Origin of the sequence: Virgibacillus natechei, assembly GCF_026013645.1 — a bacterium.
Classification (GTDB): Bacteria; Bacillota; Bacilli; order Bacillales; family Amphibacillaceae; genus Virgibacillus_L; species Virgibacillus_L natechei.
In genome coordinates, this window is sequence record NZ_CP110224.1 from 66,446 (window position 1) to 78,774 (window position 12,329).

The following is a 12,329-nucleotide window of genomic DNA, read 5'->3' on the forward strand; positions in this document are numbered from 1 at the left end:
TACATGCTTAGCGTGAAGGTTAACTTAGGTAATATAGGTGAAACAGTAAGTAAAGCTACCGAATATGGTCAATTCGTGCTAGATGAGGTCATATTAAAAGACAGCAACTACTATATTCCTGAGCACCAAGGATATTTAAGGGATAGTGGCGTAATTCACTCTAAGATTGGTGAGGGAGAATTAAGATGGAGCGAACCATATGCAAGACGACTTTATTACAACCCGCAATACGATTTTAGTACGGATCGCAATCCACAGGCCAGAGGGATGTGGTACGAGTACAGTAAATCACAAAACAGAAAAGACTGGTTGAAACAGGCTGAAAATGCTGTTAAATCAAGGTTGTAAATGTTATAATATAAGTACAGGCTAGGATGTATACACCGAAAAGGGAGTACCCACTCCCTTGCCTGTAAATATATAAATGGGGTAACTGTGGGAGGTTACGATATGAGTAGAACCAAAGACTTAACGGGAATGAAATTCAACCGATTGACTGTGGTTAATTTCTCTCATTCTAACAAATTTAAGAAAAAAGTTTGGGACTGTGTTTGCGATTGCGGCAACCATGCGCAAGCGGTAAGTTCCCAACTCACAAACGGATATACGAAAAGTTGCGGATGTTTGCAAAAAGAGAAAGCCAGAAAAAGTATACGAAATATAATTCCGAAAGAAAACTTTATTGATTTGGCAGGCGAAAAATTCAACCGATTGACTGTTGTTTCGTTTGTCGGAGAAGAAGGAACACACAGGCTCTGGCGTTGTAAGTGTGAATGTGGCAACGAGAGAACTATAAGAGAATACGCTTTTAAAAATGGAAGAACAAAATCTTGTGGTTGTTATAATAGACAAAGATCAAGTGAATATAACACAAAACATGGACAGTCGTATAAAAACAAGAAATTCACACCAGAGTACCAAGCGTGGGCGAATATGGTAAAGCGTTGTACAAACCACAATGCTACAGGATATGAATATTGGGGCGGTAGAGGAATAACCATATGTGATAGATGGGAGCTGTTTGAAAACTTCTTTGCAGATATGGGCAGTAAACCAACAGAAAATCATTCCTTGGATAGAATTGATAACGAAAAGGATTATTCGCCTGACAATTGCAAGTGGTCTGATAAAACAGAACAAGTTATAAACAGAAGAATACCGAAAAACAATTCAACAGGTGCAAAAGGGGTGTATTGGCATAAAACAGCCAATAAGTATCATGCAAGAATTGGCGTTAATGGTAAAACCATAAATTTAGGGTCACACAGAAACTTTGAAGAAGCTGTTAAGGCGAGGGTGGAAGCAGAAGAGAAATACTGGAAGTCATCCTAATGGGTGGCTTTTTATTATGCCTTAAAGAAGGTGATAGCAATAGACTTTTTAGAAATACTCAAAACGTATATAGAAGACTTATCATTCACACCTTCTACTATTCATATTGGGTTGTACAACGAAAACAACAACTCGATCGCCATACGTCCGATGCCTAGTAATATTGATGATCGGTACATGGAGTACGGCAAAGTGTACCCTTTCCAGTTTCAATTATTAGTACATCACAGAGAAAATTTGTTTGCGTACAGCATAACAGAGCAATTAATGAGCCAATTAGATAACCTATCAAGCGGAGCGATTACATCGAGTAATCGCTCTTTTAGTTTGATTTCTTTTCAGTGTACGAATACGCCTAATTTTGTGCAAAAAACAAGCTACGGCGTACTTTGGCAGACAGTTTTTACAGCTGAATTATATATAGGAGGTAATGCATGATGAATACGGGATTTTTATTGCAATCCAAAAACAAATTAGAAATAAACACCAGTCCAAATAATGGTGAAGAGAATTATGCTCGTCTAGCAAAGGGCATATCGAGCATGGAGCCAGACCCGAACGAGGAAATTGATCAAGCTAGTTACTTGGATGGAGATGGTTTCGCAGAAAGTGACGTAACAGGCGCTCAACTAATCGTGTCGTGTGATGGTCATCGCTATTACGGTGACGAGGCGCAGGATTTCATTTACGGGCTGCAGATGGAATTAGGCCCAGCTAGACGGACAACTTTTCGTTTAACACTGCCTGATGGCTCTAAATTTGAAGGGCCAGTTACAGTGGCTAACATTGTTGGCCCTGGTGGAGAAGCTAACACAAAAGGTGAGATTTCCTTTGAATTACACTTTAACGGAAAACCAACCTACGAACCTGCAGAAGTAGTTACAGAATAAGGAGTCGCTAAACGCGGCTCTTTTTTTATTAGGAGGGAAACCATGAAAAAATTTGAAGTCAAAAAGAGTTATGAAGAAGTTGACATCGAAGGCGATATATACCGCATTGATTTGAGCGACAACAAACTAAAAGAACATATTTTAGAAGGTCATAATTTAAAAGAAAAAGCAGATGAAATACTCAATATGCCAAGTGGTTCATCGGTGGAACAGATCGAACAAGGTTTAGAAGAGGTAAAGGCTGTCACCAAGGACGCTACTGACAACTTGCTAGGAGAAGGTGCGTTTGACGTTATTTATCCCAAAACAGGCGAGTCTGTAAACGTTATGGCTGACACACTTTTTCAAGTGATTGATTACCTGAATGAAAAACGCGAAAAAGATAACGAAAGCAAGAAAGCGAAATACACAAAAAAGAAAAAGAAATAGCCTATGTTACTTACTGAGTTTATAGAGGACAAATTCAAATATGGTAGATGCGTACTGCATGTAGATATGGCTTATGACAACATTCTAAGGCTGTTTGACTTGTTTAGGGATGATTCATTTAATCAATATGATCAGATTGACATAGGTCTTGAAATGCTTCTACACGACTACGACAAAATAGAAGATTTAGCACTAGATAAGAAATACGAACTGTTTAAATTTATATTACTTGAATTTATTGACATTGATCTTGATAAACCACAGGAACAATCGGGAGAAAAACAAGAAAAAATATATGACTTTGACATTGACGCGGATAGAATCTACGCGTCTTTTTTAATGGATTACAAAATCGATCTAATGGATCTACAGGGTGAATTGCATTGGAAGAAATTCTTTGCACTTTTTGAAGGATTAAGTAGCGAAACACCATTCCAAAAAGTTGTTGGTTATCGTACTGCAAAAGCTCCGAAAGAAACCAAACACAACAAAGAACAACGCAACAACATTAAAAAGTTGAAACAAAAATACGCGTTGGAGCAAAAAGAACAAAACGCAGATGACGTATTTAACGACATGATCACGGCATTTGGTGGCACTCAAAGTTAGGAGGTGATCACTATTTCAGACGGCTCAATAAAGATAGATACGAAGATAGATCAGTCAGGTATCGACAGTGGTGTAAAAACCATGCAATCCAAGCTAAACGGTACCGCATCTAAGTTAAAAGGCGCAGGTACTAAGATGTCAGCAGCGTTCACGGCTCCAATTGTCGGATTAGGAGCGGTGGCATTCGCGGCGGCGGACGACATGGAAAAAGCCTATAACAACATACGAGCGGGCACAGGCGCGACAGGAGATGAACTGGAAGAACTACAAGACAGTTTCCGCGATGTATTTAAGGATGTGCCACAAAGCGCGGATGAAGTAAGTAATGTCATGGCAGACGTTAATACTGCAACGGGCGCAACTGGCGACACACTAAAGGAATTAACAACAGCTACATTAGACGCAGCAAGAGCTTACGACATAAACGCTGACACATTAACAGGGAACGCAATGGAAGCGTTGAATCGTTGGAACATTGAAGCCGAAGACGGTGTTCTTGCAATGGACAAGCTGGCAGTCGTTGCCGAAGATACAGGTACTGATATGGATAAATTAGCGGGTTTGATATCGCAGCATAAAGGCACACTTGAAGGCTATGGCATGAGTTTCGAGGAATCGGCTGTATTTATGGGCGAGATGGAAAAAGCAGGTTTTGACGTTAACGGCGTTGTTCGTGAAATGCGGTCTAGTATGGAGCGTTTAGCCGAAGATGGGAAAGACCCTGCCGAAGCATTCGAAACACTTTCCAAAGAAATGATGGAAGCAGAAACACAGGCAGAAGCTACCGCAATTGCACAAGAAGTATTCGGTTCTCGCTCGGCAGACGTCGCCGGAGCTGTTAGAGACGGGACATTTGATATTGAGGAAATGGCAGCAGGATTAGACGATGCAGGCGGAACGATAGAAGAAGTTGGCGAGGATACCATGACAATGGGTGACAAATTCTCGCAGCTTAAAAACACTGCACAAGAGGGATTAGAGCCACTAGGAGAGATCCTCATGGAGTTGGCTGAACAAGCGATCCCACCACTAATGGATGGCATAGAGTTGTTAGTCGAGTGGTTTCGGGATTTATCACCAACCGCGCAAAAGCTAATTGTTGTAATCGGAGGAATCGTTGCAGCAGTTGGCCCACTACTCGTTATGCTCGGCATGATGATACCTGCCATAACAGCCGTTATAGGAATAATTGCCAAAGTTGGCGCGGCTATTATGTTGCTTGCCAACCCTATAACTTGGATTGTTGCGGCAGTAGCGGGAATCGTTGCGTTAATTATTGTTTATTGGGATGAGATATGGGAAGTCACGAAAACCGTTTTCACAGCTATTGGTGAGTTCTTTGTTGAGGTTTGGGATCAATTTGTGGAATTATTCACAACAAGTCTAGAGTGGATAAAGGAGATATGGAATACCGCATGGACTTGGGTAAAAGAGACCACGGTAACTGTATTCAATGCAATAGCTGACTTTTTCAGCATGATTTGGGAAACCTACGTTACGATTATCACAACTTATATAGAAATTGTGCAAACTGTCATTTCCACAGTATGGAATTTTATTAAAGACACAACAGAAACTGTCTGGAATGCGATAAGCAACTTTTTCTCAAATATATGGGAAAGCATTAGTAATACGTTTACAACAGTCACGTCAGCAATAAGTAACATTATTTCAACTGTCTGGAATACTATTTCAAGCGTTACATCGTCTGTATGGAATGCCATAAGTGGCGCCATATCAGCAATAATAAGCGGAATTTCATCTACGATATCAAGCGTATTCAGCGGTATTCAGTCGGTCATTTCGACGATATGGAACACAATTTCTAGCATTACATCTTCTATATGGAACGGAATTACCAGTACAATAAGCGGAATCATAAACGGAATTAGTTCCACTGTGTCAAGCGTATTTAATACGATCAGCGACACAATTAGCGGAGTATGGGATACTGTTTCGAATAAAACGAGCGAAATATGGGATGGAATAGTTGACGCTATAAAAGGCGCAATTAATGGCGTTATTGGTGCTATAAATGGAATGTTGAATGCGATAGGAGATATTAGCATTGATCTGCCGAGTATGCCAGATTGGGTTCCTGGCGACATTGGTGGCGGTTCAATAAGTTTTCCTAGCATACCGAATATACCTAGTCTGGATGTTGGTACTAACTTTGTAGCGCAAGACGGACTGGCTATGTTACACGCAGGTGAGGCAGTTGTGCCGAAAGAATATAACCCTGCTGCGGGTGGTAGCGGTGACGGTATCAAAGTAGGTAACATTATAATTGATGCCAAGAACGTGAAAGAGTTTAACGACGTTGTGGAAATTGTTAAAAACTTCAAGCAAACGGTGAGAAAGGGGTGAGAGAGTGGCTGTTATAAGATTTGAACCGGAGTTAATCCACGTTAGACAAGGAAATGTAGTCCAGTATGAAGGTGAACCTATAGTGACTGGTGCTGATCCGACATACAGGAGCGAAATGTGGTTTGATGTAGATGAAATTTTAAAAGTCATTAACTCATCTACAGAAAGTATAGAGGCCTACTTTTCTATGGTTGTTAGAGTAGAAGGGCGTTTTGTTTTTGGGGTTTTATACGATCCGCCCGATCCGCAAAACATACTATCTTATTACCCTACACAAGTAAGTCATGATGCGGAGTCCACAGGGGTGCACGAGATACCCTTTAACAGTTTTTGGACTCGTGAAACACTAGGAGAAAGAGCGTCATTAAGAGAAGCTATAGACCAAGGTGTTGTGGGTTTTAATGTGTATAGCGGGATTCATTATCCCGAGTCAGAAGCGATTGACGTTGCGATTGAAATAGAAGGGGATTGGGATAACCAAACCCCCTCAATTACTTATCCGATAGGTGGTGTCATGCGTAACATCAATGAACCTATAGAATTGTTATGGGTGCATAATTCCCCGCTTTTGCAAACAGAGTATCATATCAGATATCGCGAAAAAGGGACGTCAGATTGGATGACTGTATCGGGTTCATCTGGGTCAAAAACATATAGAATACCTGCTAATTCGTTGAATATTGGTGAATATGAATGGCAGGTCAGAACGATTAGTGAGTACGGATTTGAAAGTTCATGGTCAAGCATGGGCGTTTTTGGTGTAGGTGATCTAACTCCAGACCCAGTAATAATAGAACCAGGCGATGTAGTGCCTGTATCTGATTTGAAAGTTGTTTGGGAATCTGAAAATCAAGAGGAATATCAAATTGAGTTAGTATCTCCAAATGGCGTGGTTTGGACAAGCGGTTGGTCTAATTCAGACACGGAGGATAGTGTTGATGGGATACTCCAAAATGGAATTCCATACACAATTCAATTACGCGTTCGAGCAGTAGATAATCTGTGGTCGGCTTGGGTCAGTCATTCGTTTACAGTTGATTACACAGAACCTGCTAAGCCTGAATTTACATTTGTTAATGATAACGAAAAGTCTACCATAACAGTTTACATTGACAATCCAACGCCAACCGGAACAGACCCAGACGTTATAAGTCAGAATTTATACAGGCGCACAGGAAACACTGATTGGATCAAGATAGCAGATTCTTTAAATGCTAATGACTACTTTGTCGATTATACACCTGCCAGTGATACGGTTTATGAATATTATGTGAACATTCGTGGAGATAACGAGACGAATGCCGATAGTGATGTTTTTAATGCTTTAGTAAAGGTTAAGCGTGCGATACTATCTATTGCAAATGAATTAAATAAATCGATTCGGCTGGAAAGAGTTAGGACAAGATCCGGAGGCAATAACTACAATGCTACAACACGGATCTTTGCGGGTAGAAGGCTTCCAGTAACAGAATTCGGTGAATCAGTAGAGGGCACCCTTGATATAGAATGTCTAGTAAATCAAGATGAATTTGATTTACTGCTAAATCTAATAGAAAGAAATGAGACTATGCTTTACCGTGATGGGAGAGGGAGAAAGAAATACGTGACCATTTCAAACATATCCATTAATGATGAATTTATAAACCGTTATTCGGTCGAATTACCTTTATCAGAAGTAGATTACAACGAGGCGATAGTATGATAGATCTTAGCAGAGATGGGTATGCGCACGATCAAGTTAGAAACATGCTTCACATGCGGAAGGGTTCAAGAAAAGTACGGTTCCGATATTTTTTGCTAGATCAAAACGAAAATGAAATATTAGAGTTAGATAATGTTGAAGGCGGATCCGTTGAAATGGCTTCATTATCTGATTTAAAACGGTCAGCCAAATTTAGTATGAAGGAACCAGAGGGTTACGACATCGACTATAACAGTGATCGAATACAGGTATTTGTGGAATTTAAAATGCCAACTGAATATGAGCAGAATATAGTTGATGACGATGAGTGGTACTTTATATCACCAGGATTCTACACCGACCAAACCCGAAAGATGGTCATGACGAAAAAAGAAGGCGGTTGGGTATCGTTTTCTTTGGGCATTTTCCTGCTATCGTCACCAACTCAGGTAGAAGAAGGTAAGTCAGTGTACCGTGATATAGAGGCTTATGATAAATTGTTAATACTACAAGAAGATAAAGTGACAGATAGGTATACTATCAGCGCAGGAACAAGCTATTATGATGCTATGGTTGATATTTTAGAAAGTGCTGGCGCGGATAAAATTAACATCGAAAATGACGATAAGGTGATTAATAACGATAAAGAGTGGGATCCCGGTACTGAAAAGTTGCGTATTCTAAACGACCTAGTAAGTGATTTGAACTTTACACAATTATGGGTCGATGAATACGGATACTTCAGAACATCGGGCTATCAGTCACCACAGAATGCGCCAACAGACTATATCTATGAAGATGATGAACTGTCGGTAACGCTAGAAGGCATGGAAGAGGAATTGGATTTGTTCGATCTGCCAAATGTTTTTAATGTTGTTGTGGCTAATCCTGATACAGAGGAAGAATTTACATCCATTGTCGAAAACACGAATCCTAATCATCCGCGTTCGATACCTCGTTTAGGTAGGCGCGTAGTTAGGTTTGAGGAAAAGGACGATATAGCAGATCAAGATTCGTTGGATGGACACGTTGAGAGGTTAGCTTCTAATGCATCTCAAATATACGGAAAAGTAAAGTTTGATACGGCTATTATGCCATTCCATAGCTATTCTAATGTGATTAGAGTTCGTAACTCTGTATTAGGCATTGATCATAAATTCGCTGAAACGAGTTGGAGTATTGATTTGGAGGCAGGTTCCGATATGTCGCATGAAATGCGCAGGGTGGTGAGTCTTGTATAATGTTAAACTCTACTGAATTTAGGGATTTAATCCGCGATATAGTCCAGGAAGAAATGGGTAATCAGGCGCGATTTAAAATAGGAACAATTGCAAGTGCACACGAAAAGCCAACAGTCACTTTTGCAGGGGAAAGTCAACCAAGCGGAAAAGGGTATAGTTTTTTAGAAAGCTACACCCCTTCGGTTGGTGACCGAGTTTTGCTAACAAGAACAAAAGGCACGTATGTAATATTAGGTAAGTTGGTATCTACAGTTGCTATGGGATAGGAGGGGTAATATGAATAATGTGTCAACAGAACCAATCAAGCGCACCGTGTTAATTCAGTTATTTCACGTATCCTCTAATTACTCGTTTATAAGTCCTGTTCAGTCTCTAGAAAAGGCAGAGGAGCGTAAAGGATGAATCAAATTACATTAAAGCGTGGCGATACCGGAATAGGGCTGCGCGCTACATTATCGAATGAAGCAGGGAACGTGGATTTAACAGATGCCAACGTTCTCTTTTTTATGGGCAAACACGAGATCAAAGCAGGTATTCATGATGCGGAAGGTGGTGTAGTGAATGTCACATTCAATCGTAATCACACAAGTAAAACAGGCATATTTAGAGCTGAATTTGAAGTGACTTATTCAGATGGCAGAGTAGAGGCATACCCAAATGATGATTATGTTCAGATTAGAATCATGAAGGATTTAGGAGGGAATTAGCATGGCGGACTTAAATGTTGAGTTAAAACGCGCATTAGATGGGCCTGCTCCACAACATAAGGTTGCAGGTCAAGAGGAATTAGAAGTTACCGAGGGTTCTGATGGGCATTTACACGTAAAAGACTCAGAATTATTAAACAAGCTAAATGAGTTAGACAATATCAAGGAAACGCAAGGGCAGATAATCGACGTTTTACGAAGCACAAATGAAAGTTTGCTAGAAACAAATGAAAAGCTAAGTAGTGTTATTGAGGATGGTAGGTTACAAAGTGATACTCAACTAACTGGGAGTAATGTTGAGGATGGTATTCCAGTTCAAGTGGAGAAAGATTTTATAGAAATCACCGTCTCTGCTCAGGATATACCTGCTGAGTCAGATAAGGTTTTTGATGTGTATTCCAATCCAGGGGAAATTTGGACATTGCAACGTTTTGGGTATGATTGTGGCAGAGATACTGATGCGACAGGAGGTCATGCAGTTTGGGTTTATCACGGTGAAGGGAGCAGTACTGAAAGGTTTATTTTGAGTATAGGCAGAGATAATAATAACTTTTTGCGAGGTGCGATTCCAGGGAGAAGAGAAGGTTCTTATGCGGGAGAAACAAATCCCGATAGTAACTATGAATTAGTAGAAACTTTGAGGGGAACGACAGTTTTAAGTGATAAATTACCTATACGAATCAGGTATAGAAATTACGGAGATAAGCCCATGCCCAACGCATTATTTAAACTATTTTTCTTAGTTGAGAAGGTGGGAGAGTAGATGACTACAAAAAGTAAAGAAATAGGCGACACTTGGGAAGATGAATTAGGTAATAAATATAAAGTGATTGATAAGCTTGACACGGTTGTCATTTCCGAATCAGTCGGGGAATTGACAGAGGAACGGGAATAGATTACTCAACTAACGCAACGTCTATAGTTGAGGAATTAAAAGAAGGATTTTGTCCTCTTTTGTCGAATAGGTAGATAGGAGGGGATAAAATGACACTAGATCCGAAGCCAGAAAAATATGAAGTAAAAAAGAAAACTTGGGAAGACCTTAACAATTCACTCAATTTTTACTTTACAAAGGGGCAATTTGATCGTCCGTATTTCATTGTGAATTTTAATGAATACGAAATGTCAAAGGAAGAAATTATTGAAGAGGCTGAAACTAAAGGGTATAAAGTAACAGAGCATAAAAACGACCTGTTGAGGTTCGAATAAATAATAATTAAAAAAGCATCTCACACGAGGTGCTTTTTATATGGGGGGAACAGGGCTATTGTAGTAGCCCCTGCCACGTCCACGGAGTCATGTGGGCGTGGTATTTATATTTATACGAGATATGTCTGAATGTTTAAGGGGGTCAGTATGGCAGACCAAGAGGTGGAGGACATGAAAGAATTCATGGAAGTGCTCACAGATGTCAAAGTCAGCATGGCAGAACTAAACGGAAAGATCGATCAACTCACGGATATGAAGGAAACGCTAGCTGAGACGAAAAAGACAGCAGATGATGCGAGTTATCGATCTTTAGAAAACGAGAAAGACATCCAAGATATACAGTCTAATAACAGAAAAACTACAGTAGCACTCATAACAGTTGTGGGTGCTTTTGTGTTTCAAATTTTATTCTTTTTACTGACATTTAATTTTTAGAGGAGGTTTTTATATGAAGCAAAAACTAAACAAAATAAATAACAAATGGGTGCGCCTGGCTGTATTTATCATTGTAGCAATTAACTCTGCTGCAATGATTTTTAATGTGCAGTTATTGCCGTTTGACAATGATCAGATTGTAGCCGGAGCATCGGTTGTGGCAATGGTTTTATCTGAAGTCTGGAATCATTACCAGAACAACAATTACACCTCAGAAGCAAAACGCGCTCAAAAATATTTAGATGCTGAAAAGGAGACTAAATAATGGTCAAAACACAAGACGTAAGAAACCAAATGCCAGGTGGAAACAGCAAGCGAAATGTATCACAAATTAAAAACATTGCAAGGCATCACAGCGCCACTACAGCAGGCACGGCGCAATCATTTGCCGACTATCATGTTAATCATCATGGATGGGGTACAAGCGGCTATCATGAGGTTATATTGCGCGATGGTACTGTACAGATAGCTTATGATGATAATGTGGTAACAAATGGTGTTGGTGGTCACAATACACCGACTTATCACATTTGTGTGGTTGGGAGTGGCTCATTTACGGACAAGCAAGAAGAAGCATTCGAGGAGCGCGCTAGGGATGCAATGAGCCGTTTTGGCCTATCTGCTAGTGACGTGTTAGGTCATAATGAATTTTCTAACACAGGCGGATATAGTCACAGCTCCAATGCTTGCCCTGGCATTAACATGAATACAGTGCGCGGTTGGTTAGGCGATCCTTCACCAAAACAAAAAGTAAAATCGTCCACAACAACCTGGTATCTATCAAGTGGAGATCGAGGATCAGAAGTTAAAGACATGCAGCAAGACCTAATCAACTTGGGTTATGATTTAGGGAGTTACGGTGCTGACGGTGTGTATGGAAACGACACTAAAAAAGCAGTAACGCAATATCAGCGTGATAATAACCTGCAGGTTGACGGAATTTACGGAGTTGAAAGTCGTGGGGCTATGTCATCCGCTAGGTCTGTTGGATCGTCTAGCAACCTACCTAATGAGACTTATTGGGTTAAGTCGCCGATATTTAACGGTAGCGGTGTAAGGGCAGTGCAAGAAGCACTAGCAAGTATTTACTTTTATCCAGAAAAGGGTGCTAAAAATAATGGCGTAGATGGTTGGTACGGAAATAAAACAGCAGATGCAGTAAGGCGTTACCAGTCAACTAAATCTAACCTTGTGACTGATGGAGATTATGGCCCGAAGACAAAAGCGGAATTGGAAAAAGATATTTAAATAAAATAACAGTACATTGATTATTCTATAAAAGCCTACCTCACGGAAATGGGGTAGGCTTAATATTATTTATTCTTCCAACACTTTTATGATCCCGCTTCCGCAATAGGGGCATTTCAATATTGCACTTTCTTCATCCTCTATTATCTTTTCTTTACAGTTCATACATTGAGCTAATGCC

Annotated in this window: 18 protein-coding genes; all 18 read left to right on the forward strand. The window is 40.1% G+C overall.

Going from position 1 to position 12,329, the window contains the following annotated elements:
• Positions 1 to 3: 3 nt before the first annotated feature.
• The 18 genes from OLD84_RS00455 to OLD84_RS00540 all read left to right on the forward strand — a co-directional run bounded on the left by OLD84_RS00455 (position 4) and on the right by OLD84_RS00540 (position 12,148).
• On the forward strand, positions 4 to 348 hold the full coding sequence (locus OLD84_RS00455; RefSeq protein WP_209464609.1) for a minor capsid protein: 345 nt from the start codon (positions 4 to 6) through the stop codon (positions 346 to 348).
• A gap of 102 nt (positions 349 to 450) precedes the next feature.
• Entirely contained in the window at positions 451 to 1,332 is an 882-nt protein-coding gene (locus OLD84_RS00460; RefSeq protein ID WP_209464608.1) for a hypothetical protein, read from the forward strand.
• A 3-nt stretch (positions 1,333 to 1,335) separates the two neighbouring features.
• Positions 1,336 to 1,770 (forward strand): phage tail terminator protein, encoded by a 435-nt coding sequence (locus tag OLD84_RS00465; RefSeq protein ID WP_209464607.1) that lies wholly within the window; start codon positions 1,336 to 1,338, stop codon positions 1,768 to 1,770.
• Positions 1,767 to 2,222, forward strand: a complete 456-nt coding sequence (locus tag OLD84_RS00470; protein WP_319961675.1) for a phage tail tube protein — start codon at positions 1,767 to 1,769, stop codon at positions 2,220 to 2,222. The genes OLD84_RS00465 and OLD84_RS00470 overlap by 4 nt, the downstream gene beginning before the upstream one ends.
• A gap of 42 nt (positions 2,223 to 2,264) precedes the next feature.
• The gene (locus OLD84_RS00475; protein WP_209464606.1) at positions 2,265 to 2,651 is read left to right on the forward strand and encodes a hypothetical protein; all 387 of its coding nucleotides are present in this window, start codon (positions 2,265 to 2,267) and stop codon (positions 2,649 to 2,651) included.
• A 3-nt stretch (positions 2,652 to 2,654) separates the two neighbouring features.
• The gene (locus OLD84_RS00480) at positions 2,655 to 3,260 is read left to right on the forward strand and encodes a Gp15 family bacteriophage protein (RefSeq protein ID WP_209464605.1); all 606 of its coding nucleotides are present in this window, start codon (positions 2,655 to 2,657) and stop codon (positions 3,258 to 3,260) included.
• Positions 3,261 to 3,341: 81 nt separating this feature from the next.
• Entirely contained in the window at positions 3,342 to 5,627 is a 2,286-nt protein-coding gene (locus tag OLD84_RS00485; protein WP_209464604.1) for a phage tail tape measure protein, read from the forward strand.
• 4 nt (positions 5,628 to 5,631) lie between these two features.
• Entirely contained in the window at positions 5,632 to 7,329 is a 1,698-nt protein-coding gene (locus tag OLD84_RS00490) for a fibronectin type III domain-containing protein (protein WP_209464603.1), read from the forward strand.
• A complete protein-coding gene (locus tag OLD84_RS00495; RefSeq protein ID WP_209464602.1) occupies positions 7,326 to 8,549 on the forward strand; it encodes a hypothetical protein in 1,224 nt (407 codons plus the stop codon). The genes OLD84_RS00490 and OLD84_RS00495 overlap by 4 nt, the downstream gene beginning before the upstream one ends.
• Positions 8,549 to 8,815: a hypothetical protein gene (locus OLD84_RS00500; protein ID WP_209464601.1), complete on the forward strand. Its 267-nt coding sequence runs from the start codon at positions 8,549 to 8,551 to the stop codon at positions 8,813 to 8,815. The genes OLD84_RS00495 and OLD84_RS00500 overlap by 1 nt, the downstream gene beginning before the upstream one ends.
• Before the next feature lie 10 nt (positions 8,816 to 8,825).
• The gene (locus tag OLD84_RS00505) at positions 8,826 to 8,951 is read left to right on the forward strand and encodes a hypothetical protein (RefSeq protein WP_264917255.1); all 126 of its coding nucleotides are present in this window, start codon (positions 8,826 to 8,828) and stop codon (positions 8,949 to 8,951) included.
• Entirely contained in the window at positions 8,948 to 9,256 is a 309-nt protein-coding gene (locus OLD84_RS00510; RefSeq protein WP_209464600.1) for a BppU family phage baseplate upper protein, read from the forward strand. The genes OLD84_RS00505 and OLD84_RS00510 overlap by 4 nt, the downstream gene beginning before the upstream one ends.
• 1 nt (position 9,257) lies before the next feature.
• Positions 9,258 to 10,019 carry a hypothetical protein gene (locus OLD84_RS00515; protein WP_209464599.1) on the forward strand — a complete coding sequence of 254 codons (762 nt, stop codon included), beginning with the start codon at positions 9,258 to 9,260 and terminating at the stop codon, positions 10,017 to 10,019.
• Entirely contained in the window at positions 10,020 to 10,151 is a 132-nt protein-coding gene (locus tag OLD84_RS00520) for a hypothetical protein (RefSeq protein WP_264917256.1), read from the forward strand. It abuts the gene before it with no gap.
• Positions 10,152 to 10,240: 89 nt separating this feature from the next.
• Positions 10,241 to 10,465: a hypothetical protein gene (locus OLD84_RS00525; RefSeq protein WP_209464598.1), complete on the forward strand. Its 225-nt coding sequence runs from the start codon at positions 10,241 to 10,243 to the stop codon at positions 10,463 to 10,465.
• 147 nt (positions 10,466 to 10,612) lie between these two features.
• Positions 10,613 to 10,900: a hypothetical protein gene (locus OLD84_RS00530; protein WP_209464597.1), complete on the forward strand. Its 288-nt coding sequence runs from the start codon at positions 10,613 to 10,615 to the stop codon at positions 10,898 to 10,900.
• A 13-nt stretch (positions 10,901 to 10,913) separates the two neighbouring features.
• A complete protein-coding gene (locus tag OLD84_RS00535) occupies positions 10,914 to 11,165 on the forward strand; it encodes a phage holin (RefSeq protein ID WP_209464596.1) in 252 nt (83 codons plus the stop codon).
• Entirely contained in the window at positions 11,165 to 12,148 is a 984-nt protein-coding gene (locus tag OLD84_RS00540) for a peptidoglycan recognition protein family protein (RefSeq protein ID WP_209464595.1), read from the forward strand. The genes OLD84_RS00535 and OLD84_RS00540 overlap by 1 nt, the downstream gene beginning before the upstream one ends.
• The last annotated feature ends 181 nt before the right edge of the window (positions 12,149 to 12,329 follow it).

Excerpts from the sequence above, each read along its gene's own strand:
- OLD84_RS00535 (WP_209464596.1), top strand. The coding sequence starts at position 10,914 with ATGAAGCAAAAACTAAACAAAATAAATAACAAATGGGTGCGCCTGGCT.
- OLD84_RS00505 (WP_264917255.1), top strand. The coding sequence starts at position 8,826 with ATGAATAATGTGTCAACAGAACCAATCAAGCGCACCGTGTTAATTCAG.
- OLD84_RS00540 (WP_209464595.1), top strand. The coding sequence starts at position 11,165 with ATGGTCAAAACACAAGACGTAAGAAACCAAATGCCAGGTGGAAACAGC.
- OLD84_RS00455 (WP_209464609.1), top strand. The coding sequence starts at position 4 with ATGCTTAGCGTGAAGGTTAACTTAGGTAATATAGGTGAAACAGTAAGT.
- OLD84_RS00470 (WP_319961675.1), top strand. The coding sequence starts at position 1,767 with ATGATGAATACGGGATTTTTATTGCAATCCAAAAACAAATTAGAAATA.
- OLD84_RS00520 (WP_264917256.1), top strand. The coding sequence starts at position 10,020 with ATGACTACAAAAAGTAAAGAAATAGGCGACACTTGGGAAGATGAATTA.
- OLD84_RS00475 (WP_209464606.1), top strand. The coding sequence starts at position 2,265 with ATGAAAAAATTTGAAGTCAAAAAGAGTTATGAAGAAGTTGACATCGAA.
- OLD84_RS00530 (WP_209464597.1), top strand. The coding sequence starts at position 10,613 with ATGGCAGACCAAGAGGTGGAGGACATGAAAGAATTCATGGAAGTGCTC.
- OLD84_RS00510 (WP_209464600.1), top strand. The coding sequence starts at position 8,948 with ATGAATCAAATTACATTAAAGCGTGGCGATACCGGAATAGGGCTGCGC.
- OLD84_RS00495 (WP_209464602.1), top strand. The coding sequence starts at position 7,326 with ATGATAGATCTTAGCAGAGATGGGTATGCGCACGATCAAGTTAGAAAC.
- OLD84_RS00525 (WP_209464598.1), top strand. The coding sequence starts at position 10,241 with ATGACACTAGATCCGAAGCCAGAAAAATATGAAGTAAAAAAGAAAACT.
- OLD84_RS00460 (WP_209464608.1), top strand. The coding sequence starts at position 451 with ATGAGTAGAACCAAAGACTTAACGGGAATGAAATTCAACCGATTGACT.
- OLD84_RS00500 (WP_209464601.1), top strand. The coding sequence starts at position 8,549 with ATGTTAAACTCTACTGAATTTAGGGATTTAATCCGCGATATAGTCCAG.
- OLD84_RS00485 (WP_209464604.1), top strand. The coding sequence starts at position 3,342 with ATGCAATCCAAGCTAAACGGTACCGCATCTAAGTTAAAAGGCGCAGGT.
- OLD84_RS00515 (WP_209464599.1), top strand. The coding sequence starts at position 9,258 with ATGGCGGACTTAAATGTTGAGTTAAAACGCGCATTAGATGGGCCTGCT.
- OLD84_RS00480 (WP_209464605.1), top strand. The coding sequence starts at position 2,655 with ATGTTACTTACTGAGTTTATAGAGGACAAATTCAAATATGGTAGATGC.